The following is a 25083-nucleotide window of genomic DNA, read 5'->3' as shown; positions in this document are numbered from 1 at the left end:
GCTCGGGCTAAGGACGGCGATCGGACAGGTCCCAGAGCCTGACGGTCCCGTCCTTGCTCGCGCTGGCCAGGGTCTTGCCGTCAGGAGAGATCTCAACGGTGAAGGCATGGTCTTTGTGCCCCCGGAGCGTCAGGGTCTTGCGGCGTGAGGCGACGTCCCAGACGGCGATGCTGCCGTCGAACACGCCCGCGGCCAAAGCCGTTCCATCGGGAGAAAACGACAAACCGCGTGCCCCGGACCTCTTCCCCAACAACGGCAGGAAGCCCAGTTCGCGCCCCGTACCCAGATCCCACAGCCTGACGACCGAGTCGAAGCTGGAAGTCGCCAGGGTCTTGCCGTCGGGCGAGAAAGCGACGGACCAGGCCGGCCCCCGGTTTCCGACGGCCAGCTTGAGTCGTTGCGTCACCGAGCTCACGTCGTCATCGAAAAGCGTCACAAGGGGGGGGCGGGCCTCGCGGATATCGCCCGAGGCGAGGGCCAGGGTTTTGCCGTCGGGCGAGAATGAGGCGGAGAAGTACGGCGCGGGGGAGGTCAGCATGGCAGGCTGCTCCTGGGGGGTGCCGGCGTTCCAGAGTCGTTGCTTCCAGCTCCCGACCTCCCAGAATTTCGCGGTCCCGTCGTCGCCTGCCGAGACGAGGCACTTGCCGTCGGGCGAGAACCGCAAGGAACGCACCGCCTTGGCATGAGCCTGGAATCGGGTGAGTAGTCTCTGATTAGTGAAGTCCCATACGAGGATCTGGTAGGCGCCGCTCGTTGCCAACAACTTGCCGTCAGGCGAGAAGGCGGCACAGGAGCACGCCGTGTTTGCTTCCCCATTCATCCGCCCGACTTGTTGCTGTGTTTCCACGTCATAGACCTTGATGTTGCCGCTCCAGTTGGTGCCTGCGGAGAGGGTCTTGCCGTCGGGCGAGAAGATCGCAAACCAGCAAGGCTGGCCCCCGAAGGGTTCCAGGATGACCGACTCGGTCAACTCCGGCACGGCGGCAGGCTCCTTGTCCTCGACACGCGGTGGCTCCTGCTCAAGACGCGGAAAGCTCGGTGGGACCGCGGCAGGGTAGGGTGCGATCGGATCAACCGGCGCGCCCACCGCCCCCTCGGGCGCCGGCTCACTGGGCTCGAGCCGAACGACCACCGTCTTCTTTTGACCGCGGTGAATCGTGACGAGCTCCTCGCGGACACGCTTGCCGTCCTTGCTCGCGGAGAGGCGGTGCTTCCCCACGGCGAGGCGGATTTCCTGGGGGCCAGCCCCCTCGATCACGAGGTCTTCGTTGTCGATCCGGAGCTTGATCGCGGGGTCGTCGACTTCAACGACCAGCGTGCCCTCGGAGGTGCGGATGCGAAGCACAGTGGTGAGCAGGTTCAGGACGGATGGAAAGCCGGCGGCGCTGGCCACTCCGAGCGTGGAGAGGCCGAGGATCAGGACGAGCGTCAGGACCACGAGTCCTCGCCGGCGCCGATCTCGGCCGGCACCGGCGAGGCTCTTCGCCGGCCTCGGGGGTGGCTCCGTGTTCGGCCGCTCGATGTGAACCATGCCCTGACGAAGCAGGTCGGCAACCTCGGTCGCCGACTGAAAGCGGTGGTCCGGGTCCTTCTCGAGGAGCCGGACGATGATCGCCTCGAGCCAGCCGGGTACCAACGGATTGAGCTCACGGACCGACCGAGGCTGGTCTTCGCAGACGCGTTTGAGCACGGCCATCATGGTCGAGGCGCGGAACGGTGAGTGGCCCGTGGCGGCGGCGTAAAGGACCGTGCCCAGGCTAAACAGGTCGGCGCGGTGATCGATGGGTCCGCCCAAGGCCTGCTCAGGGGCCATATACTGGGGCGTCCCGGCAATGACGACACTGTGGCTGAGGCTGGCGTCGTCGGCGGCACGGGCAAGGCCGAAGTCGGTGATCTTGACCCGCTCGACGCCGTTTTCAAGCAGGAGGTTGGCCGGCTTCACGTCGCGATGGACCAAGCCTTGTGCGTGTGCGGCGGCCAGCCCGGCGGCGGTCTGCATGCCGATACGGAGGAGCGAGGCCACGTCGAGCGGCCCGTCGCGGTCGAGCCTCTCCTGGAGCGAGCGGCCCGAGATCAAGGGCATGACGAGATAGGGGAGGCCGCTGGCCGACTCGGCAACGGCGTGAATGGCGACGACGTGGTCGTGCGAGACGGCCGCGGCCGCACGCGCTTCGCGGGCGAACCGACGGCGCGCCGCCGCAACCGTGGCGACCAGCGGAGAGATCACCTTGATCGCCACCGGACGGTTCAACGCAGGGTCGAAGCCTTTCAGGACCAGACCCATCCCACCTTGCCCGATCACGGAGTGGACCTCGTAAGGGCCAAGCCTGCCGAGCGACCCCGCAAGGTCCGAAGGCTCGAGGAACGCGAGCGGCAACCCCACTTCGGCGGCGTTCTCATCGGCCCGCTCGACCTCGCGAGGGTCAAGACTGGCGAGGTGATCCCACCACGATCGATCGGAGGCCAATGCTTCGAGGGTCTCGCGACAGTGCGGGCAAGCGCTCAGGTGCTCTTCGAGCGCGACCACATCATCCTCGGCCAGCCGGCCGTTTAGGAGCTCCTTCAGCCGATCCACTCCACACCCGGAAACGTGGTTGCTCATGTTGAAACCTTTCCGTCAAAACCCCGCACTTTCCGCGTCCTGGACCTGCTCGATCTCACGACGGAGCCGTGCCATGACCCGGCACTTCAGGTTGTAGACCGAACCCACTTTGATTCCCAACTCGCGAGCGACGTCGGCGGCCGGCCTGGCCTCGACGCCAGTCGCGAGGAAGGCGTGCCAAGCCAGCTCGGAGAACTCGCCCCGGACTTTCCGAGCCGCCCACTCGAGCATCCGCCGCCGATAGGCGGCCTCGAACTGCGCGGAGTCTTCCGGAGCCGGGGCCGGCTGCTCCTCCAGAAAGTTGAGCACGCCGGTATCGCCGCTCCCCCGAGGCTGCCGCCCTCGCGCGACGAGCGATTTCAGCGTCAGATTGTGGGCAATGCGGAACAGCCAGCCGCGGAAGGATCCGCGTGACGGATCGTAGCGTCCCCCCTCAATGGCCGCGGCCACCACGCGGAAGACTTCCTGGGCCAGGTCCTCAGCGTCGGCGTGCTGTAACCCACGCCCCCGCGCCAGCCGCTGAAGGAGCGGGCCGTAGATGTCCACGAACTCGGCCCACGCGCACTCGTCGGCGGGGTCGCGAAGGCGAATCAAGAGGCTCGGCCTCGTCGTCGGCGCGGTGTCCAAAGCTCATGCCCTCCAGGGATATTATCCTCGCCGTGCCCAAACCTCATCGTGATTCTCCCGGTCCGGCGGAAAATTCGTCGACCGATCAAGCATCCCTGATTTCCCGGTTCAGACGGACCTTCCGAGACAGACTCTGACTCCTTACCGCCCTTGAGGCCCATGGCTCAACTTGGCAAATCGCCCACGGATTGACATGAGCGTCGCGTTGCGCGATCGCGAGCTATGGTAGTTTCGACCGGGAGTCGCGATTGAAGGCGGTTGCCGGCGACGAGTTAAGATGGCGATGATCAGGGAGCGAGACCAAGTGAGCGTGACCAAGCCTCCAGCGGTTCCGAGTCTGGATGCCGACCCCGCGTTGCCCCAGGCGTCGGATGAGGACCTGATTCTCGCGTTGGGCCGAGCCTTACACCAGGTCGGGCAGCCGGCGCACCGCCTCGAATCGACGCTGGGCCGGGTCGCGGCCCGGCTGGACCTCGAGATCCACGCCTTCAGCCTGCCGACCGGGCTGCTGATCAGCTTCGAACGCCCCGGCGACGGTAAAACGACGACCCGACTGCTGCGCCTGCCTCTGAGGCCGACGAACCTGGAGTGCCTGCGAAGGCTTTCGATCGAGTCGGAAGCGCTGGCCTGCGGCCGGGTCGCGCCTCGTGAGGCGATCGGCAGGGTCAAGGAACTGGCGAACGCCCCGAGGCGCTGGGGTCCCACAGCGACCGCGGCGGGGTTCTTGCTCTCCGCATCGGCCTTCTCGGTCTTCTTCGGAGGTGGCTTGCGCGAGCTGGGCGTCGCGTCGGGCCTGGGCCTGGCGGTGGGCCTGGTTGCGCTGGCGTTCGGCAGATCGCGTGCCATGAGCCGGCGGTTCGAGCTGACCGCCGCGGCGGTTGCGGGTTTCATCGCCGCTTTGGCCGACGTCTACCTCGGGCACTTCGTCCACTGGATCCCGCTCGCCTCGGGCCTGGTCATTCTGCTGCCCGGCCTCAGCCTGGTCGACTCAATCGAGGAACTGGCCAACGGCCATCTCACCTCGGGTGCCTCGCGAATGGCGGGGGTCGGAATCGTCTTCCTCGCCCTGATCTTCGGGGTGCTCATGGGGGTCAGCCTCGTCGGCCTCATCGCCGAGGACAGTGCCCCCGGAAGCGCGATCCCGCTCCCCTGGTGGGCACCGCTCCTGGCGCTTCCGGTCGTGGCGTTGGGGTCAACCTTTCGCTTCCAGGCCCGGCTCGCGGACATGCCCTGGATTCTCGTCGGCTCGGCGGTCGCCTTCGGCGTTTCGCGTGCCGGGGGCCATCTGGGTAACCCGCTCCTCGGTCCATTCCTGGGCGCCCTGGTGCTGGGGATGGCCGCCAATCTCTATGCACGTTGGCGCGACCCGAGCCCGCAGCTCCTCATCGTTCCGGGCCTGGCCCTACTCGTCCCGGGTTCGTTCGGGCTTCGCAGCCTCGACTCGCTCATGTCCGGGGCGTCGGTCACGGGTCTCGAGCAGGGCTTCCAGATGTTCATGATGACCATCGCCCTCGTCGCTGGCCTGCTCTTCAGCAACGCGATGGTCGCCTCGGAGGTGAACCCGCGGCTGCCCGCCGGCCCTTGATGATGCAGCCACCACCGCTTTGGATTTGCCGACGTCAGCAAAATGGCTCCCCCGACCCTGGGGACTAACTCTCCAGGGCCGTTATCGTTAACACCCAGGTTGCCGTTTGGTGTCCACGGAATCTGGACACCATACTCGCGCGCCTGGAAGAACGGTTCGAGGCGACAGTCGATGGGGGTAACGGCTGGACCGCGCCCTTTTACTCTCCTCGAATCGATTGCGGCTTGTCAGTGGTGGGGAAACGCAGCGATGACCCCGCAAACCGACTGGAGGGACGCAAAATCGAGGGACAATGCGTTGTCAGTCGCCCTCTGATAACAGGCCATCACCGTCTCTTGGCCCCAGCCGTCTCCGCTGAAAGCTTGAAGACAGTCGCGCACTCGCCCGCACGATTTGCGGCGGATCGCGTCCTCGTCGAGTCTGCCCCCCTCCTGGCGTCGTCGGTGGAGGACGATCAGGTGGGCGCAGAGCCAGACTTCGCTGAGCAACTCCTCGGATACCGTTGTGATACCGTGTACGAACAACATGGCATGCCCTCATACCACCGGTCGTATTCGTGACGGTCGGCCCCATTCTTCAAACGGACGCGGCGCCAGACCTACCACGACTCACCAAATATTTTACATAGTTCGACTGTTTCTGAATCGATACCGGACCCGGACACCTTGCCCCGCCTTGTCGAACGGAGAAATCGCCCTGATCGCGGGCCCCCTCTCTTTTCACCAAGCCCCATCCCTGCCGTGCGGATTCACCTCACCGGAATCGTCATGTGGCAAAATTTCGAATCGGGTCAACGCGAGGTGGGGGAGCCGTTGCCCGGGAATTCGGGGTCTGCGATCCGGAGGCGGATGGTGTCGGTGTTACGGGAAAGTAGCGAGCACTGGCCCATGAGAGAACACCCAAGAGGGTGATACCAAGAGTCAGGCTCACGGCGATGAGCCATTTTTCGACCGGTAGGAGCGGTTCGTACGGGATCGCGGCGAGTTCTTCCGCGAGCGACTGTTGCGGGTCGGGTTCGGGAGAGCGGTCGCTCAATTCAAAGCCCTCCAGAGATGATCGGCGGCTGGGCACCATGGAAGAACAGCCAGGAGATCGCCAGCCCGATCCAGATGATGAAGCCGAAAAGGCTGATGACGTAGACCAGGGCAAGCCGGCCGATCCCTTCGGCCCAGAGGCGTTTGAGATCGGCGGCCATCCCAATGGTAAAGAAAGTCATGGCGAAGAAGAGTCCTCGTAAGGGCTCCGTTTGCGCGGTCGCCGCGGCGAGGCCCGGGGCCATGGCCGGCCGTGCCAGTGTCAGCCCGAGGAAGGCGAGGAAGAGAGCGAAGTACCCGAGGACGAAGACGGGAAATCGTTTCAGGACGTCGCGTACCGGGACCGTCACACCGGGCTTCCGTTCGATTCCGTAGGTCCAGACGAGCGACAGGACCATCGCCCAGACGCCGATGAAGAGGTCGATGAAGACCTTGACCGTCGTCGTGGTCGTCAGGATCCAGCCTGCCTCGTAGGCAATTCCCGACTCCAGGGCTCGAGCATTGATCAGCGCTTCGGTGATCGCTCCACTCGCCACGGCCGCCCCATCGGTCTTCACCGCCAGGCCCATCCAGGCCGCCGCCACCAACGGCTCTTTCGAGAGGAATTCGCGGGCGGCGAGCGGGAGGATCAGCAACTCGAACACCGAGAAGATGACGACCAGCGACGAGACCATGATCGGCACGATGGGGCGGGCGCGAATCGCCGCCCCCGTGGTGATGGCGGCGGATACCCCGCAGATCGAGATCCCCGACGCGAGAGGTGCCGCCCATTCTCGGCTGAACCGGAAGTACTTTCGAGCGATGAAGTAGACCAAGGCCCAATAGATCAGGTAGGCCTCAATGATCGCCGCGATACCGCGAAACATGATCGATGTGACGAGGCCGGAAGCGGCGGCGGCCTTGATGCCGAGCCCCGCGCCCAAAAGGACGATCGCCGTCTTGATGAACCACTCAGAACGGGCCGCCGACCTCAGCCGGACGGCAACCGAGGGCAGGACATTGCCGACGAAGAGGCCGGAAAGCAGAGCGACGAGGAACCCCGCCTCCCCCGTCAAACCCAGAGACCAGGTGATCCCTGTCGCCGATCGCTTGTCGGGCGTCTGTGCGATGTAAGCGTAATGTCCCAGGATCAGGCTCGCGGCGCTAAGCCAAAAGATCACCGTGAAACCGGGAATGAACGTGCGAAGGTCGATCTTTCGGATCGCGGCACAGGCGCCGACCAACCCAAGGAGCAACAGGTAGGTCAAGAAGAGGCTGACGGCCCCGGGAAGGCCCGCGTAGTGCGACGAGACGGGGCGAACCGCGTCCCCAGGGCCGAGCCAGATTCGTGGGGAGGCAATCCAGCCCAACAAATCGAGGCCCATCGCGGTCGGCAGCGCAATCAAGACGATCGCGCCGCCGAGCCAGACGGCAAACCAGTCTTCCGAAGTCAACCAGGATCGCACGGGACGGAGTCCTCGAGGCTAGGGCACCGAACACGAAACGCAAGGATGCCAATTTGATGAATTGAGGCCAGTTCTCATCGAACACGACCGTCGTCAAAGCCCCTGTCGAGCCACTCTGCTCGAATCAACCGGCTTCTCCGTTGCAGAGGAACACTCTCATGGCCGTCGCGACTGGCCGGTGCTGGGAGGGAATCTGGCCGCGCTCCCACATTGTCGCAACGCATTCCTTGCTGGGATGGCCGTTTGCAAAGAGTTTCCGATGTTGGCGATTGTCGCGAACGGCTGCGGTCACGCCATGATCGTATCACAGTACGCCATGATTATGGCGCTTTGCAAGCCGGTGGTCTCACGAGCCCTTTCGACGCGATCATCTCGAGGGAAATGGTGGCCAGGCCGTGGAAATCGAGCAGGGATCGAGCCGAAGGGTCATCCTTCCCGATTTCGACTCGACTTGATTCTCTTGCGTTACGGTGCCTGGACGATGAATCGGGTCGCCGGGGAGAGGGCGACCCGGTCTACCGGACCTCGTCGAACGTCAGGTAGTCGGGCCAGAACGGTTGCGAGATGACCGCGACCTCCTGGCTGACGAAGCCGCTTCGGTCGCATCGAGCCGTAGGCGTCGAGAGTGAGTGGACGTGCAGGGCCAGGGCGAATCGTTCACTGCCGGCTAAGTCGTCGCCACGATAGCGAGCCGCCTCGCCGCGGCTTCGATAAATCCAATGGCAAGTTGGCTTTCAAATATTCAACGACTGGACCATGTCGATCTGGACAAAAAAACAACACTGTCGTCACTTCACCCGGTTTTCCGCCCGGTTCCATCAGCCGGGGCGTCGTTGCCGGCATCGGATGTTCAGCCGCGCCGCCAGAGGGAATCCCTGAGGAGCGAGTCTCGAAGATGCGGCCCGCCGGATTGAAGGAACCTTGTTCCGGCGGGCCCGTGGAACGAGAATCCCGGCGAGTGTGCTCAGCGCGAGGCGGCCGGTACACCGCCCGCCGGTTTGAGCCGGGCTCCGTTGATCCAGTCGAGCAGCGTCTGGTACTCGGCCGAGCGCTTCGCCTCGAACCGGACGCCGCCGGAGTGGGCCTTTTTGGTCGGGTCGTTCTGGGCCTCGGCTTCCTCGGCGGCCTCCCAGGTCGGCTTGCCCAGCAAGAGACTGTCGGCCGGACTCGGGAGATCGACGACCCGAAGTGCAGCACGGAAGTTGGCACGCACCGCTTGGGGCGACCACTTGCCGTCCTTGCCCGGGGCGACCATCTTGAGGATCGTATGCGAACGGTGGCAGCCCATGCAGCTCTGGCCGTCCTCACCCACCGCGGTGAAGATCGGCAGGACCTTGGCCTCGAAGTAGGCCAGGTCGAGCAAGTCGGCCGAGGCCCCCGCACCGCTCGATCGGCCGCCCGACTTCAGGAGCGCGGAGGCGATCTCCTTCTGACGCTGGTTGTCGGTGCCCGTCAGCTCGCGGAGGCTCGCTTCGATCGCCGGGTTGGCCACCAGCTTCGGGTGCGCCTGAATCACTTGCAGCGCCTTCTCGCGGACTCCGCTGTTCTCGTCGACCACCCCGTTGCTGATGACCCCGATCAGCCGAAGGTCGGAGACGTCCGCCGTCTTGGGCGAAACCGAGTTGAGGAGGCCGATCCGATGCTCGGGCGCCGGGTCTTCCAGGGCTTTACGCAAGGCGGAGTCGGACACCTTGACCTTCGCGCCGAGCACCAGCCGGATCGCCGACACCCGGGCGTCGACGTCGGCATCGGTCAAGGCCTCGGCGACCTGACTCCGGACCGCGCGGTCCGCCAGCAGCTTCGGAAACGCGGGCAAGGCCTTGAGCGCGGCGGCTCGGACCGTGGGAGCCTTGTCGTCGAGCCGAGCCACGACAGCCCCCGACCGATCCGCCTCGGCCACGGGGCCGAGCCGGCTCAGAATGGCCAGGGCGGCGGATTGCGCCTGGGGGGTTTGATTCTTCAAAAGATCATCAAGCAACGCAACCAATGGCGCATCAGCGTGGCCCATTTTGACCTTGAGCGGGAACTTCTCGGCCATCGTGCCGGCCCACTCGCGGACCGAGGGATCGACATCTCCCTGCCGGGCCGTGACGGCCAGGGCCAGCGTCGGGTCGCGGTCGTCGCGAAGCGCCACCAGGGCCTGGAGCGCCAGGCGGCGGATCGTGGGGGCGGGATCGGCCATCTGACCGATGAGGGCGGTCGAGACGCGGGCCTGAGCATCGCCGTAGACGAGCAACGGCTCGAGGTCATTACCGATCCGCCCGCCGAGCACGGGGCGCTCGTGGAACTCGGAGATCGCACGGAGGACCCCGTCGCGCTGGAGGGCATTGCCGTGGTCGAGCACCGCGACGTACTTATCGCCCAGACGATTCGAGGTCGCGTGCTGCGCCTCGGTCGCGATGTCGCGCCGCTCGTGAGTCGCCAGCGCGGGGACCCAGTTGGTATAGAGGTAGCGAATATTCTCATCACCGATGATATAGAGAGCTTCAATCAAGTTGCGACGCACCCAGGGGTGCCGGGGCGTGCTGAGCCGGGCGATGAGCTGGTCCTCGATCCGGTTCCGCAAGGCGGAGTCCGCCTGCCAGTACCACCAGCGCCAGGCCCCTTTGATCGCTTGCAACTGGACCACCGGGTCGGAGTCGTCAAGCCGTTCGAGCAGGGCGTCGGCCAGGGAAAGCTCCTGCGAGAGGTCACGGAAGTGGGCCGCGAAGATGCGGGTCGCGCCCCGGCGGGTCCGGTCGTCGGCTGACCCGAGCGCTTGCTTCAAGACCGAGACGAACCGGGTCTGCGCGGGGGTCTCACCCGGCCTCTGATTGGCATTCAGCCGATTGCCGATCGAACGGAGCGCCTCGGCCGCGGCACGTTGCACGGCCTTGCTCTCATCGCCAAGTCGCGCGACCAGCCCTGCGAGGGCCGACTCATCGCCGACCCGCCCCAGCGTCTCGCAAGCCGCGAGCCGGACCAAGGGGCGCTCATCGCCCAACTGAGTGATCAAAGCCTCGCGAACAGCAAGGGTGGGGGATTCCCAGATTCGCTCGAGGTCCCGGAGCAGGCGTGAAGACGAGTCCACGCGAAGCGTCGCGGGCTGCGGGCCGAGCGGTCCATTCCACCCCTTGGTCCCGTGCCCTGGGTAAATCCGCGAGAGCGCGAGCAAGGCCCACTGGGTCTCGCGGAACGGAGTCTGGAATTGTTCATAGGGGCTGATGTCGAGCCAACCGCCGAAGTTCTTCTGCCGAAGCAAAAGCGCGACAACTCCCTTGCGGACGGCCGGATGATCGGCGGGCAAGCCGGCCAGCGAGAGGGCGTACAGGCTCTCGCCGGTCTGCATCTCGGTGATCGCGTACGTCGGGTCGAACTTCACCGACCAGTGACCGTTGTCGCGCTGAAGCGAGAGGAGCCGATCGACGTTCGCCTTGATCTTGTCGGCGAACTTCGCCGGATCGACCAGGCAGAGGCCGATCGTCTGAGCGGCGAGGTCGCGCGTGTTCGCCGGCTCGCCCGTGGGGAGGAAGGTCGCGACCAGGTCACGGGTCTTGGCGAACCGGGCGTCCCCCGTCCGGCGCACGATCTCGTCGAGTTGCCGCCAGCTATCGGTGGCGACCTTGTAGCGGCTGACCGGGTTGTTCCCGTTCGACTCGTCGGGAGGCAGCTCTTTGCGATCGTCGTAGTAGAGCTTGAGGAATTCCGAGATCCCTCGATGCGTGTTGTCGCGCGGGGGGCCGGCGATCAGGTTCTCTGAGTCCATCACGATCGTCGAGAGCCGCCCGAGCACATTCGCGGGCGCGGGGATCATGCGGGCCCAGAGCGCCTCGGGATGGCCGTGGAACGGAACCGGATTGTTCGAAAGCCGATCGAGCAGGAACCGGAGCGCAAACGGCTGTTCGATCTTGTAGCCGGACCGCACCGCCCCCATCGCCGACTGAGTCGTGAAGTGAGTCGGGTGACAGGCGATGCAGGTCGACGTCTCGTGGTGGGCGTTGGCGACGCGATCCATCGGATGCCCCTTACGGGGGGTGTTGGCGTGCCAGCTATCGCCCGCGAGGAGCTGGAAGTCGAGGGCGGTCTTGATCGCCCGACGCGCCGACTCGGCGACCTTCTCGGGATCGCCCGCATCCTTTTTGTCGAGATAGGGGGGGACATCGAACAGCTTGGTGCGAAGCCGGTAATCGGGCTGGCAGGCGTCGACCATGACGTAATACGTCCCGCGAGTCAGCAGCCGGGTGGTGAACTTGTTCGCCCCGGGGCGCGGAGGCTTCTCGCGCTGGAGGCTCTGAGGGTCGATCCCGACCGTGTATTCGACCGGCTTGCCCTCCTTGAGCTGATAGACCCGCACGTCGGGCGGGACGTCCCGATCGATGAAGTCGAGGGCGAAAAAGGCGAGTTGGGGGGTGTCGGACGAGAAAGTGAAGGTGAACCAGTCCGGGCCGACGGCATTCTCAGCCTCGGTCGGCTGCTCGCCGAGCGGGAAATAGGGCCGATCGTCAGCCAGTCCATGGACCGTCTGGCCGAGGACCAGGGGATTGGCCTGTTCGGGCCGATCGTTGGGCTCGGCCTCGAAGCTCACCCCGTCCTCGGCCGGCTCGCCCAGGTCGGCGACCCGCACCGCGAACGGGACCGGCGCCTTGTGCGGCTCGGAGGCCTCGATCGTGACCCGGGCAGGGGTCTGCTTCGGCTGGAGGATCGTCCAGACGATATCCGGATCGCCCAGGTGGAGCGTCTTGTTGAGCGTGGTCTCGCCGAAGGCCAGCGTCACCGCAATCGGCGCGGCCGGAGCCAACCGGCCCGGTTGCGTCAGCGAAATCGAGACCGAGAGCGTCCGGGAGACCGGAGCCGCCGGGATCTCGACCGAGGCCGGCCGACCCGCGTGCGCTTCGGCCTCAAGGTTCGGCAGCCGACCAGCATCGGCCCCCAAAACGACCGCGACCCAGCAGGCGAGATTCCCAAGCATCGTAGACGGCTCCTGAATGACCCTCGATCCGATTCTATAGAATAATCGAGTCGCCTCCTCAACTCAATCGCCTGGCTCATGTTCGGCGCTTCCACTTCATCACCCGCGGAGGGGGAGGGGGGGGATTGCCGGGTGAAGTGATCAGAACTGGCGGACCTGGTCTTTGAGGTCGTCGATCTGCCGGCTCAACTGGTCGAGCTTGGCGATGATCTCCTTGTGGTTGAAATCGGCCTGTCTGGGGTTCTTGCCCTCGACGGAGAACGTGCCGCCGGGTTCGAGCACACACCGATCGACCTCGTCCAGGCTGGTGAAGCTCTGGCGATGGAGGATCGTCATCAGCTCGGACTCGGTCACGAGTTCCTTGGCCAGCGCATCGTGAATGATCCTGCCGTTTTCGATGAGGACGGTCGGTTCCCCTTGGATCATCTGATCGAGGCGGCGATGTCCGAACAGGAAGCGAACCACCAGGTAGTTGGCCATGAGCAGAGCCAAGGCGCCGACCAGGCCGCCGGCCACCGAGTTGTCATTCCCGATGATCGAGTTCTGCACGGTGTTGGAGAGCGAGATCAAAACAACAAAGTCAAATGGGTTGAGCTGGGCCAGCTCACGCTTGCCGAAGACGCGGAGGCCGATAACCAAGAACACATAAACAATCACAGGCCGAAGAATCTTCTCGGCCAGGGAGATCTCCGACAGCCACCACATGTTGCGCCAGAGATCTTGCGACCAGAGCCAGTGAAATGACATGCGAGAGCGTCCCCATCTCAAGGTTGAAGATTCAAAAGGTGGACGCCGTCCGGCAGCGTCGAAGCCGGATTGAAGGTACACCGCGGGTCGTTGGTCGTCGAGTTCGCCGTCCCCACACGAATTCTCGTCGGAGACGATACCCCTGAGAGAGAACGCGCTATAGAATATCAATGAGACGGGCGGCGAGAGTTGGACGTAAAGGGGATCAGGCCCGCCATTCAGGAGGACATCATGATTCGCTCAATTGGCTGCCTGACAATGTTCCTGCTCCTGGGATCGCCCCTCTGGGCGGGCGAGCTGGACGCCGAGTATGGGGCGAAGACGCCGAGCAAGTCCCCGACCGTCTCCCTCGCAAGCGCAACGGCCGTTGCCAATCACGTCGCCAAGCCGGTCGTCGGCAAGGGGAGCGAGCTCGACTCCGAACGGCTCGTCCAGGCCTGGAGGCATGGCGGCTTTGGTGGCTGGGGTGGTGGTTGGGGCCGTGGAATTGGCTGGGGTGGCGGTTGGGGCCGTGGAATTGGCTGGGGTGGCGGTTGGGGCCGTGGAATTGGTTGGGGTGGCGGTTGGGGACGCGGGATTGGCTGGGGTGGTGGCTGGGGCGGCGGAATTGGTTGGGGCGGTGGCTGGGGCAGTGGAATTGGCTGGGGTGGTGGTTGGGGCGGCGGATGGGGCGGTTTTGGTTACAGCTATTTGCCCGTCACTTATTATTCGACCCCTTACCTGGGCGTCGGTGGTTTCGGCCAGGGATGCTGGTAGAGGAATTCCCTTGCTGGGCGATTGCGGACTCAAGTCGCCGGCTTGGTCGTCCCCGCGCCGGAGCTTCTCGATGCGATGGAGAGCGATCGCCTGCCTGCTCCTCTTGGTCGCGTTCGACCGTCCGGGTAGGGGTCAATCCGTCGGGCTCGACTCGGAGCTTTCGTCCCCGGGCCATCGCCCGCCCGTGGCGCGAATGGCCGATGTCCCAGCCGTCCGAAAACGGCTGGGGCTGACGGCGGTGTACGACGGGATCGCCGGGATCGACTCCGTGAAGGTGGCCGTGCTCGACTACGGCTTCGCCGGCCTCGGCCAGGGTCGCCCCTACCTGCCAGCCAGCGCGGAGGTCGTCGAGCATTACGACCCGGCGTTCGTTCAGCGCAACGGTCTGGGCGACCCGGACTTCCGCACTCCGTTCGATCCGTCGAACCGGCATGGCCGGGTCATGGCCCAAATCCTCTGGTCGGTCACCGGCTCGAACCCCAAGGGACCGAAGTTTTACCTCCTCAACGCCAGCGGGCCCACCATGTTGCGCCGGGCGGTCCGGTTCGCGATCGAGCACCAGGTCGATCTGATCTTGTTTAGCGGCTCGTTTGAGGGGGGCGGTAACGGCGATGGTCGCGGCCCAATCAACCGGGTCATCGCCGAGGCGACCGCGGCGGGCATCCCCTGGATCAACGCCGCGGGCAACTCCGGGCGCAAAGTTTTCAACGGGCCGGTGCGGATCCTCAAGGACGGCTTCCTCCGGCTCCGCGACGGGTCGGACGTGGCGTCCTTGCGGTTCCGCAACCGGGTGGACGAGAACAAGGTCAGCGTCACTCTCACCTGGAGCGACTACCGCGAGGAGGAGGATGCCGGGACCGACAAGGACCTTGACCTCTACGTCGAGGATCCGTCCGGCCGGCCCGTCGGGGCCGGGGAGAAGCGGCAGGTCCCCGGCTCGCGGGTTCCCGGCCCCGACGAGACCCGCAACCCGCGCGAGCGCGTGGTCCTGGACGCCCTTCCCGCCAGCCCCGAGGTCCTCACCGACCCCGACTACTGCTACCGAATCCGGATCCGGGCAAAACGAGGCCGGTTCCTTGCGACCGATCGGCTCCGCGTCCTGGTGACCGCGAGCCGCGAGTCCTATCTTCCCCCCGGCGGCGACTCCCCGCGCGAGGCGCTCGTGTTCCTCGACGCCTCCGGCGAAGAAGAGCTCTATCCCCCGGCCGACAACCCGCTCGTCCTCACCGTCGGTGACACTGACATGTCATCATCCATCGGCCCGACCACCGACCGCCGGGTCAAGCCGGACGTCATCCTGGCCGACTCGCGCGCCTTCTTCACCGACGGCGAAGTCTCGGCCGGCTCCTCGAACGCCGCCGCCTACGTCGCCGGCGTCGTCGCCGTACTGAAAGCCGCCGCGCCCGGCCTGCGTCCCAGCCACCTGCTCCGGATCGCCCAGCAGGGACCGATCGTTCCCTACTCCGCCCTCGTCGGCCGCCCCACCCGCCCGGCAAACTCGCCCCCGCCCGGATTCCACTACTGGCAGACCCCGACCCGGGCCAAGCTCGCCGAGCTGGTGCGAGAGAAACGGTGACCTGCCTTGAAGGTCAATGTCACCAGGCGCTCCGTAGTGAGGGCCGCGACCTATGTTGAGGAATACTTATGCAAGAGGCTTCAAGGAGTCAACCCATGTCTCCGACTCTCTCACTTGACGCCGCGCAGAGTCATCTCCGAGAACTCCTCGAGGGGATGGTGCCCGGCGAAGAACTGATCCTGACCGCCGAAGGTGAGCCGATCGCCATCGTCACCCGTCCGCCTCGGGCAAGTTGGCCGTGCCAACCTGGCTCAGCCCATGACACCAAGCACTGGATGGCACCCGACTTTAACGCTCCGTTGGAGGACTTCAAGGAATACATGAAATAAACATCCTCATTGATACGCACACCTTCATCTGATTCTGGTGGAACGATCCTCAACTTAGGGACGCGGCCAAGAAAACCATCTGCGACCCGGCGAACCGGAAACTCGTCAGCACGGCGAGTTGCTGGGAGATCGCCATCAAGGTGAGTCTGAAGAAGCTCGACATCGGAGGGCCGTACCGAGGTTATATCCATCAGCACATGATCCGAAACCACTTCGAGTTGCTGTCGATCGCCGACGAACACCTGTCCGGGATCGTCGATCTACCGTTCCACCATAAGGATCCATTCGACCGACTGCTGTTAGCGAGGGTCTATCGTTCAGGCTTGGCACGCGCGATCGACGTTGGTACCGGCGGCCTTGGAGGGTCCGGCGTGTCGCGTCCCCAGGGCAACCAAGCGGCCCGCCGATTCTTACGCTTCAGGTCCGCGTGGTAGTCGACCATTCCCTTTACCCATATGACTCTATCGTCGATGGACCGGGCGATGAAGCCGCGATTCAACAACAGGTTCCTTTTGGTGCCACCGGGAGAGAGTGACTTGTATTCGTCGATCCGTCGCCGTTCGATGAAGGCGTTGGAGTCGCTCTTGCGTAAGTAATGGTCGCGCCGTTTGTCAGCCGCGATCCACATTGGCAGAGCGGAAATGGCGATGATTAAGAGCATCCGCCGAATCGTGACCTTGGGCGGTCGCATGGTCCGTCCTCAGATCGCACTCTTACGTCTGCCAGAGGCCATGCGGCCGAGGCCCTATCATCGTCGAGGATACCATGCCGTCAAGGTCGTTGCACTTGCCACCCAGCGAGAGCGGCCACGCAGGCCGACCAACCCGCCCACAACCACTCGGGCCATCTTGTCCTGATCCCAGGCATGCGGTAGCCTCGACTCGATCGGTTCGCGTGCTGGACGTCCCTGCCGGATGGAGTGATCTATGCGGCTATGCCGGTTCAGAATCCGGACCCTGATCATCGCCGTGGCGTTCATGGCAGCCATGTTCGCAACCATCGCTCGCGTTTCAAGGTGGCCCGACAGCGACCGGACTAGCCTTTACGAGGGGATCTGCGGCTTTATCTTCGTCCAAATCCTGCTGGGACTCGGCACGTTGATCGAAAACTGGTGGGCCAATTGGCGTGTGCAACGAAGTCATTCCGCCGCGAAGGGTCATCCGCTGTGGGATTCGTGGAACGACGGCTTGCCCAGGTGAACGACGACCGCTTCCGAGGTCTCGCATGCGACTCCCTCGCCTCATGACGCAGCGGACCATGATGGCTGTGGCAATCCTTGCGTTCTCGCTCGCAGCAGGGCGGCACATCAACAGGCTCGCACGGATCTCCAGCATTCGCCAGCACATGGACTTCGTTCACGCCACGAGCGAGCAACGGTTCCGAAAAGCCTCAAGTGTCACCAGAATGTCCGCCGCGTCGACTCACAGAGATGCCGGCTTACGGCCGCTTGACCTTGAAGCGGAGCGTCGTCGTGCGGCGTGGCAAATCAGGATGGCCGAATATCACCGGATGCTGAGTCTCAAGTACGATCGGGCCGCGTGGTATCCTTGGGCGAAGGTGTCCACTAATCAGCCCCGGCCCAAGTAACCCCGGACCAACCCGAGTTGCTCTGAGGTCCCATCGTGGCATTCTGGGCCAACGCTGGCCCCGAAAGGCTTGAGACGTACAAGGCCGTCGTTCTAGGCTGTGTTTGGCAAAAGGCGAAACAGGGCTTTCTCCATGATTGCGACCAACCACATGGCGACGTAGTTAACCGCCAATTTCTCGTAGCGGGTGCCTAACCGGCGGTACTCCTTGAACCAGCCCACCACCCGCTCGATAATATTCCGCCGCTTGTATGTGGCCTTGTCGAACTTCTCATCCCGAGGCTGGTCCTTGCGCGTCGGGATCACCGCCTCGACTCGTCGCCTCCGGCACCAGCGCCGGATCCGCCGATAGCTATACCCCTTGTCGCCTGCCAGCCGCCGCGGCCAGCGACGCTGGCCCCGACGGCGACGGAACAGGCGTCGGGCCATCGTCGGCTCGAAGGCCACGCTGTCGTGCCTCTGTCCGGCCGTGACGTGGATACCGACCACGCTCCCATGGCTATCACACACGAGGTGGATCTTGGTGCCGAACCCGCCTCGCGAACGCCCCAACGCATTGTCCGGCGGTTCCTCCATTTGCGTCTCTTGACGCCCTCCAAGCCTGCACGATCGGCTTGCCTTTTTTTTTCGCCCCGGCGGCTGCCCGGCTGGCCCGGATCACGGAGCCGTCGATGCACCACAAGTCATGGTCGATCTGGCCTCGATCGTCCAGTTCATCCAAGAGCGAGGAGACGATCCGAATCCATGTACCGTCCCGACGCCAGCGGTTGAACCGGTAGTACACAGTCTCCCAGGGGCCGTAGCGCTCGGGGAGATCTCGCCAAGGGGCGCCGGTATGAAGGATCCAAAGGATGCCGTTGAGGATGGGGCGGTGGTCGTTGAACGGATGCCCCAGGTTGCCGTGATGGGTCCGGTGCGGCAAGAGCGGCTCAATCCGAGCCCATTGTTGATCAGTGAGTTCGTAGCGATGCATAGGGGACCTCCTGCTCGATCACCCTATTTCTACGTTCGACGCCTCCAGACGGTTTGTCAAACAGAGCCTAGAGCGCCGAACAGGTGGATGGCGCACCATTTGAAAGGAGACATGAGTGAGGAGGTGGCCGATGACACCCTATTCTCAGGATCTCCGACAACGAGTCCTCGACACGATCCAGCGCGGCGAGGGTTCCTCGCGCCAGATCGCTCGTCGCTTCATGGTGAGTGTCTCCTTCGTCACGCGGCTGTTGAAACGGTATCGCAGCACCAGCTCGCTCGAGCCCAAGCCCCACGGTGGAGGCCATCCGCTCTCGCTCGGGCCAGAGGACCTGGAGCGGCTCCGGGAGTTGATCCGTCAGCAGCCTGACGCCACGCTCGAGGAGTGCCGACAGCGGCTCGGCACCGCGTGCAGCACCATGACCATCTCGCGCGCCCTGCGCAAGCTGGGGTTGCCGCGCAAGAAGAAGTTCCCGCGGGCCCAGGAGCAGGACCGCCCCGAGGTCCAGGAGCAGCGGCGGGAGTTCTGTGAGGACCTGGCCGGCACGGACCCAAGCCGGCTGGTCTTCGTGGACGAGTGCGGGGCCAACACGGCGCTGACCCGGACTCACGGCCGTGCCCCCGTGGGAGAGCGCGTCTACGGGAGTGCCCCTGGCCGTTGGGAGTCGATCACGCTGACCTGCGGTCTGCGCCTCTCCGGGGTGACCGCGGCGTTGGCCTTCCCCGGTGCCACCAACACCGACGTGTTCGAGACCTACGTGGAACAGGTGTTGGTCCCGGAGTTGAAGCCGGAGGACGTGGTGATCTGGGACAATCTCAAGCCGCACAAGTCGGAGGAGACGACCGAGGCCATCGAGGCGGCCGGTGCGCGAGTGGTGCCGCTGCCGCCGTGGAGTCCGGACCTGACACCGATCGAAGAAATGGTCTCGAAGGTCAAGGGAGCGATGAGGACGGTGGCGGCGGTCTATGCGGCGTTCGGTTCGGCCTTGCATGACGTAACCCGCGAAGATATCGCCGGGTGGTTCGGAGACCGTGCGGCGTACGCAATGCAACTGTGAGGCGCTCTAGCTTACGTAGTCGAGCATGAACTCGTGTGAGCTTCCCGCGAGCCGAACTCGATATCCGTGCCCAACAATCTGGCGAAAATGCGTGCGATTCAGGCAGTAAAACAGCCAGATCTGGATCAGCAGACCAAATAAGAACACTGATAATCCCTTACAGCATAATGACTTAGATTCATTACGAAACGAGCTATCGACTCAGTCGGCGAGCCGTTTGCTTTATTTATTCGATATCACGATTACAATGGTATGATCGTGCATGCTTTGATTCGCTGTTACCCCAACTAGCTAATCCATATCGGTGTCCATGCTTGCAAGAAATATTCATCGGCATGCTCGCAACGACAGAACTCCGTTGGATTTCGGTGGTCCGGCAAAACCCTGGCTCACTTTATGTGAGGAGTCAGGTTGTCGTCGAACGACTCGGTTCTCTACCCACTACAGTGCCACCTGCCTACTTCCTAGTCCGCTAAAAGACGCAGGCATCGCATGCTTAAACTTCGCAGTCCGAAGGCCGGACTCACTTTGATCGAAATACTCGTTGTTATTGCGACGCTGGGGCTGCTCTTAGGGCTTCTGCTGCCGGCAATACAAGCATCCAGAGAGGCGGCAAGGCGTGCTGGTTGTGCTAGCAATCTCAGGCAAATCGGCGTCGCAATTCATTCGTACCTAACTGACATGCAGTCATTTCCGCCTGGAAGTAACGCGGGACGAGCGTTTTCAATGCACGCGATGTTGTTGCCGAAGCTAGGAGAAACTAGATTATATGAGCAAATAGAATTTCGATCCGGAAAACCGTTCTTGTCATATTCGTATGATGAAAATTTTAGCGTATCGAGTGTCTCCTTGTCGGTGTTTCTTTGCCCGTCGGATGCAAGGCCAAGTATGCAGGCAAACGGGTTCACAAACTACGCGGGGAATGGAGGGAGCGGGACACAGGCATACGGCTACAACGGAATTTTTGTGCCAGGAAATGCACCTCCGGTAGTACCGGGCAGCGTGATCGATGGGTTTAGCTCCACAGCTTTGATGGCCGAATGGATGCTCGGAGGCGGTGCCTCTGGCGTCCAGGATCCCAGAAGGACCGTATTCGCAACGCCCGTCTCATTGATCCGGCCTGACCAACTCGAGCTTTTTGCGGAACAATGCCGCCTCCAAGTTCTTGAGGCAGGGCAATCCATCACTTCCAACAAAGGTGCAAACTGGCTTTACGGAGAGTTCGGGCACACGATTTACAACCACGTACTGAATCCCAACGAATCAAGCTGCACAAATGGCACTTTAGTTCATGAGGGGGCTTGGACGGCGAGCAGTCTACATGGCGAAGGGTCACATGTATTGTTCGTAGATGGACATATTCAGTTTTTGAGAAATAGCATACACAAAAATATTTGGCGCGCCATTGGCAGTCGAGCCGGAGGAGACAATTGTGGCACGGATGCGTTTTAGGGAGGTCGGAGGCGTTATCAAGTTTCGCTCAGCCCGGCCAGCGCGATAGGTGATCGAATCTGAAATTCGGGTCAACGTTGTTCCAGGAACAAGTGCTATAAAGGAAAGTGGCCATGCAACAGATGACCAGACTGATTGTCTCGCTCGCCATTCTCGGAATCCTCGCGAGCCCTGCGCGGGCTCAAATGCCGCCGCCGCCACCGTCGAATCCAGGCGAATTCCTCGTCATAAAACTGCCAACAGCATCGGCATCGGGTCCCAACATTGTTCAAGGATCAACTTATCTAGTTGATGTTTGGTATAAACAGTACTGCCCACAAGGCTCTTACATTCTCATATATGCTGTAAGGAATGACGGCGCTTCAGCCGGCCAAGCTCAAGCCGCCGCCCCTAATCGGCCCGCTGGTATGGTAGTTCCGCCGCCTCCAGATACTTGGCAGTCCATGACGGCCCCAGCGGCAACTCAACAAGTTACCATGACCGTTTTCGTCGAGTTGTGGTCACAGGGTGGTGGGCAACTGATCGACCGTACCGCTGTCGGTCCTCTCAGCGTAGTTCCATGATGGACCGACAGGGTGCAGGCAAGAAATTAGTAGTCCCTGGCCCCCCCCTATTTGCCCCCACCCTATCCTCGATATTATTCTTTGGAGGCCCTGACAACGCCCGGCGTCTGCCCCGCTTTTACGCCACGCGGCTGTTTTGTTAGGTCTCTTAAGAACACGCTTGTTGGTTCAGCTTGCTTCACGCTGGTTCCAGTGGCTTGCTCGTCCAGGCGGTGGCTTTCAACCACATTTCAAGTCAAGAATCGGAGAACAACATGCTTCGCATTTTCACTCGATGCACTATGGCTATCGTTGTTTCTTTGGGGCTCGGCTCTGCGGAGGCCGATCAAGATGCCACCAACTCCGCTCCGAAGGCGAAAGCAGGTGCGGAGTTGTCGCCGACCATCAAGTTTGAAATTCGTCAGCCTAGCTCCGACACTCCGGTTAAGGTCGCGATGTCAGTGCCTATGAATTGCATCGTTCGCTTCAAGTGCTCTGATCAAGCCAAGGTGCCAGACGTGGTCTTGCTCATGTTTAAACGAGGAAAGGCCACGGCCGGGCAATTCACGGCCAAGCCAGTTGCACTTGGGGATGGGATCTACGAGTGCAAGACAACGATTAAAACACCTGCCTCCGCTGGAAAATACGATTTAACTGTCCAAGCCGACCGAGAAGTGGTCGAGGGTCAGGCCCCGACTACAAAGCTGAAGGTGACTGTTCAGTGATTTGATTCTGGTGCTTGTGTCGTTTATAAATCCGGGCGGGAACTTGCCGTTCAAGACAGTCGATCGGACGGAATGGGGCTCCGGGACGGGTCGGTACGCTCGGCGATGAGCTCAGCGTCGAATCCCTGACGGACTAGCTCGGCGATTCCTTCGCTCAGGTCGTCTAGAATGTCGACGGATATGGAGTCAGAGGTGATAGCCCAAGCCTCGTACGATCAGATTCCGATCGTCAGCGCCGACAATGTGTTTGACTCATACTCAATTCAGCGGGTCTGGTAGATACTACATCGGTTTACCGTCGGATGGCGCACGGATCAGGGAGATCGAGCCTCCTGTTCAGAACGCGCTCGCTCTCTGTAGCAGGGGCCTCCGCCCCCCGGTCTTTTGGCCTGGGCACCGGGGTCGGAGACCCCTGCTACAGAGAGCGAGCGCCAGGGGGGGCGCTACCCCAGCCACCCGTCTGTGAGCGACCCGAAGGTAAACCGCTGTAAAATAAACACCGGGGCGGCCTCCATCCGAATTTGAGGCCGCTCCGGAGCATTTACTCATTCAAACATACAGGCCGAAATCAACTCGCGTCGGGCTTGGCGTTGGTCACCCCATTGGGCGTTGTCGGGGCAGGGACAGCCATCGCCTCACGGGTCATCTTTTCGGCATACTCTTCGAGCGACTTGGTCCCTTCGGCATCGGCCTCGGCCACGCCGAAGCCGGATTTCTCGGCGACCATCAGGCTGATGAGGAGTCCGAACAGGCCCTGGGCGGAACTGTCCGAACCGTGTTGGGAATCGCCGTTGGAGGAATGGCCGCTGGTCCCGGCCATGAAGACGCGCTGGGGAACCAGAGGCTGATTGCTGTTGGCGAGCTGGTTCGCGATCTGGGTGAGCGCGTACAGCCTCGGGTCGGAGAACGACTGAACCTTGCGGAGCAGGACCGACGCCTCCGACAGGCCGATCTGGGCGATTTTCGAGGCTTCGCCCTTGCCGGCGAGGGTGCGTTGTTCAGCCTCGGCCTGGGCGAGGACGACCATCTGCTCGGCCTGTTTGCGCGAGCGATCGAGCTCGGCCTGGGCCGTGACCACCATCTGCTGGGCCATTTTCTGGGCGCGGGCGAGGTCGGCCTCGGCCGCCTTGCGGGTTTTGGCCAGCTCGGCCTCGCCCTGGTTTTCGACGATCTGGATCTGCACTTTGGAGTTCGTCAGGCTCGTCTGCATCGTCGCCTGCGCCTGGGCGTCGTTGAGCGTTTGCAAGGTCTCGGCGGCGGCCCGCTGGCGCTGGTAGGTTTCGATCTGTTCGACCGAGAGCTGGCGCTGGCGCAACTGCTCGAGGAGCGTTTCGATCTTGCCCCCCGCCTCGGCCGTATCCGGCTTGCCGATCAGGACGTCGACGCACTCGATGTCAAACTGGCCGAACCGGGCCGAGAGGGTTTCCCGCGCCTCGCGCTGAATGTCGTCGCGGTCCTGCAAGAGCTGGAGCATGGTTCGCTTGTGGGCGACATCGCGGAAGAAGGCGGACAGCATCGGGTCGAGCGTTTGCGTGATCAGCTTCTTGACGTCGCCGAACCGCTGGATCACGTTCGGGGCCTTTTGATAGTCGATATGGACGACGACCGAGAGCGGCAGAGTCGGCTCGTACGCATCCTTCGTGACGAGGTCGATCGAACGCAGACTCTCGTCGTAGCGGTGGGTCTCGGTCCGGCCGGTGACCCAGTGCAGGACGAAGTTCGTCGTCGGGACCATCACGATGCTGCCGGCATACGGGTTGAACCCGTACTTGCCGGGGCCGAGCGGCCGCTCCAAGACCCCGCGCTCCCCCTCGGCGACCCGCTCGCCGTGGCGGAACCCGGTGCCCGAGATGTCCTGGCCGGTGCGTCCGTAGTAGCTGACCACCACACCCACGAAGCCGATCGGCACGACCGTCTTGGGCACAACCTCGACCGAGGCAAACCAGCGGTTGATGAAATAGGTGCCGTCGGTCAGGGGCACATACTGCCGGCCCCGATGCCCCCCCGCGGCGAGGAACGCCTCAGGGTCCTGATAGTTATTGTGGAAATGTTTATCTTCGCGCCGAGTGCCGACCGCCGGCGCAATGATCTCGCCGGGGCCAAGGCTCGGTCCGTCTTGCACCGTCACAATCCCGAGGCTGTCCACCGTGATCTGCCGCTCGGGATGGATCGGGTCGGGCGCCTGGATCGGCGCCCCGATCACGACGGGGTTGAATCCGTTCGACGCCTTGAGCTCGTTCTGCCAGCCGACGATCGTCTCCAGCTCGCGGCGTCCCTGAAATTCCAGCCGGTACGCCGCATCCTCGGTGATCACCACGAACAGCGCGAGGTTGATCGCATAAACCCCCTCGCGGAGGATCATCCGCTGTCGACCGCGCTGGCCGAGGGGGAGCGTTTCTTCGCCCGGCCCCGTCACCACATCGCCGACCAGGAACGCGCGGGCATCCTGAAAGTTATTGCAGCCCGCGACGCGCCCGAGGGTCTGGCTCGGCTCCAAGGGCTCGCCGTCCCGCGCGTAGACATAACCGATCTTGCCTTGAGGCACCGTCACCAGGTTGACCCGGTGGATCCGGTACTGCCAGGCCCACAAGCCGAAATGGACACCACCACGGAGGAGGTCGGCCTGAAAACCGGCCTCACCCAGGAGCGCCATCATCCGCCCTTCGGGGACCGATCCCTTGGGCGACCACAGCGTCTCGACAATCCCGACCCGGTTGTTCGGGATGTATCGCATCCCCGAAAACACGACCGTTGCAATCACGAGGCCAAAAAAACCGACCACCAAGAACACAAACCAATCCCCAGGAAAGAGTTGGGCCCAGAGCATTGGCCCAAGCCACATCCCCATTGCCGCGAACATGTTGCGATCTCGTCTGGCCCCGGCGTCATCGACGGGAAGATGCCGCCGCAAAGTTTTCCCAGTCCCCGCATTACCCCTAATCGCAACGCGGAGGACTTGAGCCCGTTGGGGAGCATTCGTCAGACACCCCCATGATATTTACGAATATTTCCCGGATGAGCGATCTTAGATTTTTAGGAGAGGCACTTCCGGTTGATCGAAAGCACGGGCGAGGATGAAGGCATCGGGCATTCCCTCGG

Annotated in this window: 15 protein-coding genes and 1 pseudogene; 7 read left to right on the top strand and 9 right to left on the bottom strand. The window is 63.1% G+C overall.

Features of this window, described 5'->3' with window-relative positions; translation table 11 throughout:
• Positions 1–7: 7 nt before the first annotated feature.
• Together BUS42_RS22855 and BUS42_RS22850 are read right to left on the bottom strand one after the other, a co-directional pair.
• Positions 8–2602, bottom strand: coding sequence for a protein kinase domain-containing protein (locus BUS42_RS22855; RefSeq protein WP_083670446.1), 2595 nt, complete (start codon positions 2600–2602; stop codon positions 8–10).
• 15 nt (positions 2603–2617) lie between these two features.
• Positions 2618–3229, bottom strand: coding sequence for an RNA polymerase sigma factor (locus tag BUS42_RS22850; RefSeq protein WP_074309974.1), 612 nt, complete (start codon positions 3227–3229; stop codon positions 2618–2620).
• Positions 3230–3539: 310 nt separating this feature from the next.
• Here BUS42_RS22850 and BUS42_RS22845 point away from each other — a divergent pair, with 310 nt between their 5' ends.
• Entirely contained in the window at positions 3540–4814 is a 1275-nt protein-coding gene (locus BUS42_RS22845) for a threonine/serine exporter family protein (protein ID WP_254053674.1), read from the top strand.
• A 227-nt stretch (positions 4815–5041) separates the two neighbouring features.
• On the opposite strand, the gene BUS42_RS22840 is transcribed toward BUS42_RS22845, so the two are convergent.
• From BUS42_RS22840 to BUS42_RS22820, 4 genes are all read right to left on the bottom strand, one after another.
• On the bottom strand, positions 5042–5341 hold the full coding sequence (locus BUS42_RS22840) for a hypothetical protein (protein ID WP_074309972.1): 300 nt from the start codon (positions 5339–5341) through the stop codon (positions 5042–5044).
• A gap of 509 nt (positions 5342–5850) precedes the next feature.
• Positions 5851–7293 (bottom strand): putative sulfate exporter family transporter, encoded by a 1443-nt coding sequence (locus BUS42_RS22830; protein WP_074309968.1) that lies wholly within the window; start codon positions 7291–7293, stop codon positions 5851–5853.
• Between the two features lie 964 nt (positions 7294–8257).
• Complete coding sequence (locus tag BUS42_RS22825) at positions 8258–12241, bottom strand: HEAT repeat domain-containing protein (protein ID WP_074309966.1); 3984 nt, start codon at positions 12239–12241, stop codon at positions 8258–8260.
• Between the two features lie 141 nt (positions 12242–12382).
• Positions 12383–12946 carry a DUF421 domain-containing protein gene (locus tag BUS42_RS22820; RefSeq protein WP_410001718.1) on the bottom strand — a complete coding sequence of 188 codons (564 nt, stop codon included), beginning with the start codon at positions 12944–12946 and terminating at the stop codon, positions 12383–12385.
• 273 nt (positions 12947–13219) lie between these two features.
• Here BUS42_RS22820 and BUS42_RS22815 point away from each other — a divergent pair, with 273 nt between their 5' ends.
• The 3 genes from BUS42_RS22815 to BUS42_RS22805 all read left to right on the top strand — a co-directional run bounded on the left by BUS42_RS22815 (position 13220) and on the right by BUS42_RS22805 (position 15649).
• Complete coding sequence (locus BUS42_RS22815; RefSeq protein WP_074309963.1) at positions 13220–13744, top strand: hypothetical protein; 525 nt, start codon at positions 13220–13222, stop codon at positions 13742–13744.
• Positions 13745–13814: 70 nt separating this feature from the next.
• Positions 13815–15320, top strand: a complete 1506-nt coding sequence (locus BUS42_RS22810) for a S8/S53 family peptidase (protein ID WP_143206434.1) — start codon at positions 13815–13817, stop codon at positions 15318–15320.
• 95 nt (positions 15321–15415) lie between these two features.
• Positions 15416–15649 carry a type II toxin-antitoxin system Phd/YefM family antitoxin gene (locus BUS42_RS22805; RefSeq protein WP_074309959.1) on the top strand — a complete coding sequence of 78 codons (234 nt, stop codon included), beginning with the start codon at positions 15416–15418 and terminating at the stop codon, positions 15647–15649.
• Positions 15650–15959: 310 nt separating this feature from the next.
• Here the strand turns inward: BUS42_RS22805 and BUS42_RS22800 are convergent, their stop codons facing one another.
• Together BUS42_RS22800 and BUS42_RS42065 are read right to left on the bottom strand one after the other, a co-directional pair.
• Positions 15960–16340 (bottom strand): hypothetical protein, encoded by a 381-nt coding sequence (locus tag BUS42_RS22800; protein ID WP_074309957.1) that lies wholly within the window; start codon positions 16338–16340, stop codon positions 15960–15962.
• A 988-nt stretch (positions 16341–17328) separates the two neighbouring features.
• Positions 17329–18208: pseudogene (locus tag BUS42_RS42065) on the bottom strand (IS5 family transposase).
• Between the two features lie 130 nt (positions 18209–18338).
• Between BUS42_RS42065 and BUS42_RS22775 the strand changes: the two are divergent.
• The 3 genes from BUS42_RS22775 to BUS42_RS22765 all read left to right on the top strand — a co-directional run bounded on the left by BUS42_RS22775 (position 18339) and on the right by BUS42_RS22765 (position 21984).
• Complete coding sequence (locus BUS42_RS22775; RefSeq protein ID WP_074309949.1) at positions 18339–19265, top strand: IS630 family transposase; 927 nt, start codon at positions 18339–18341, stop codon at positions 19263–19265.
• Between the two features lie 492 nt (positions 19266–19757).
• Entirely contained in the window at positions 19758–20717 is a 960-nt protein-coding gene (locus tag BUS42_RS22770) for a DUF1559 family PulG-like putative transporter (RefSeq protein ID WP_074309947.1), read from the top strand.
• An 817-nt stretch (positions 20718–21534) separates the two neighbouring features.
• On the top strand, positions 21535–21984 hold the full coding sequence (locus BUS42_RS22765; RefSeq protein ID WP_143206433.1) for a hypothetical protein: 450 nt from the start codon (positions 21535–21537) through the stop codon (positions 21982–21984).
• 568 nt (positions 21985–22552) lie between these two features.
• Here the strand turns inward: BUS42_RS22765 and BUS42_RS22760 are convergent.
• Positions 22553–24844, bottom strand: coding sequence for an SPFH domain-containing protein (locus BUS42_RS22760; RefSeq protein ID WP_074309943.1), 2292 nt, complete (start codon positions 24842–24844; stop codon positions 22553–22555).
• Between the last annotated feature and the right edge of the window lie 239 nt (positions 24845–25083).

This window comes from Singulisphaera sp. GP187 (genome assembly GCF_900129635.1).
Classification (GTDB): domain Bacteria; phylum Planctomycetota; class Planctomycetia; order Isosphaerales; family Isosphaeraceae; genus Singulisphaera.
The sequence above is the reverse complement of the archived record's forward strand: the minus strand, read 5'-3'. Positions and strand labels throughout refer to the sequence as shown.

What these genes read in the sequence shown, in the direction of transcription:
- BUS42_RS22855 (WP_083670446.1), bottom strand. Translation starts at nt 2,602, where the DNA reads ATGAGCAACCACGTTTCCGGGTGTGGAGTGGATCGGCTGAAGGAGCTC.
- BUS42_RS22840 (WP_074309972.1), bottom strand. Translation starts at nt 5,341, where the DNA reads ATGTTGTTCGTACACGGTATCACAACGGTATCCGAGGAGTTGCTCAGC.
- BUS42_RS22825 (WP_074309966.1), bottom strand. Translation starts at nt 12,241, where the DNA reads ATGCTTGGGAATCTCGCCTGCTGGGTCGCGGTCGTTTTGGGGGCCGAT.
- BUS42_RS22820 (WP_410001718.1), bottom strand. Translation starts at nt 12,946, where the DNA reads ATGTGGTGGCTGTCGGAGATCTCCCTGGCCGAGAAGATTCTTCGGCCT.
- BUS42_RS22815 (WP_074309963.1), top strand. Translation starts at nt 13,220, where the DNA reads ATGATTCGCTCAATTGGCTGCCTGACAATGTTCCTGCTCCTGGGATCG.
- BUS42_RS22810 (WP_143206434.1), top strand. Translation starts at nt 13,815, where the DNA reads ATGCGATGGAGAGCGATCGCCTGCCTGCTCCTCTTGGTCGCGTTCGAC.
- BUS42_RS22805 (WP_074309959.1), top strand. Translation starts at nt 15,416, where the DNA reads ATGTCTCCGACTCTCTCACTTGACGCCGCGCAGAGTCATCTCCGAGAA.
- BUS42_RS22800 (WP_074309957.1), bottom strand. Translation starts at nt 16,340, where the DNA reads ATGCGACCGCCCAAGGTCACGATTCGGCGGATGCTCTTAATCATCGCC.
- BUS42_RS22775 (WP_074309949.1), top strand. Translation starts at nt 18,339, where the DNA reads ATGACACCCTATTCTCAGGATCTCCGACAACGAGTCCTCGACACGATC.
- BUS42_RS22770 (WP_074309947.1), top strand. Translation starts at nt 19,758, where the DNA reads ATGCTTAAACTTCGCAGTCCGAAGGCCGGACTCACTTTGATCGAAATA.
- BUS42_RS22765 (WP_143206433.1), top strand. Translation starts at nt 21,535, where the DNA reads ATGCTTCGCATTTTCACTCGATGCACTATGGCTATCGTTGTTTCTTTG.
- BUS42_RS22760 (WP_074309943.1), bottom strand. Translation starts at nt 24,844, where the DNA reads ATGTTCGCGGCAATGGGGATGTGGCTTGGGCCAATGCTCTGGGCCCAA.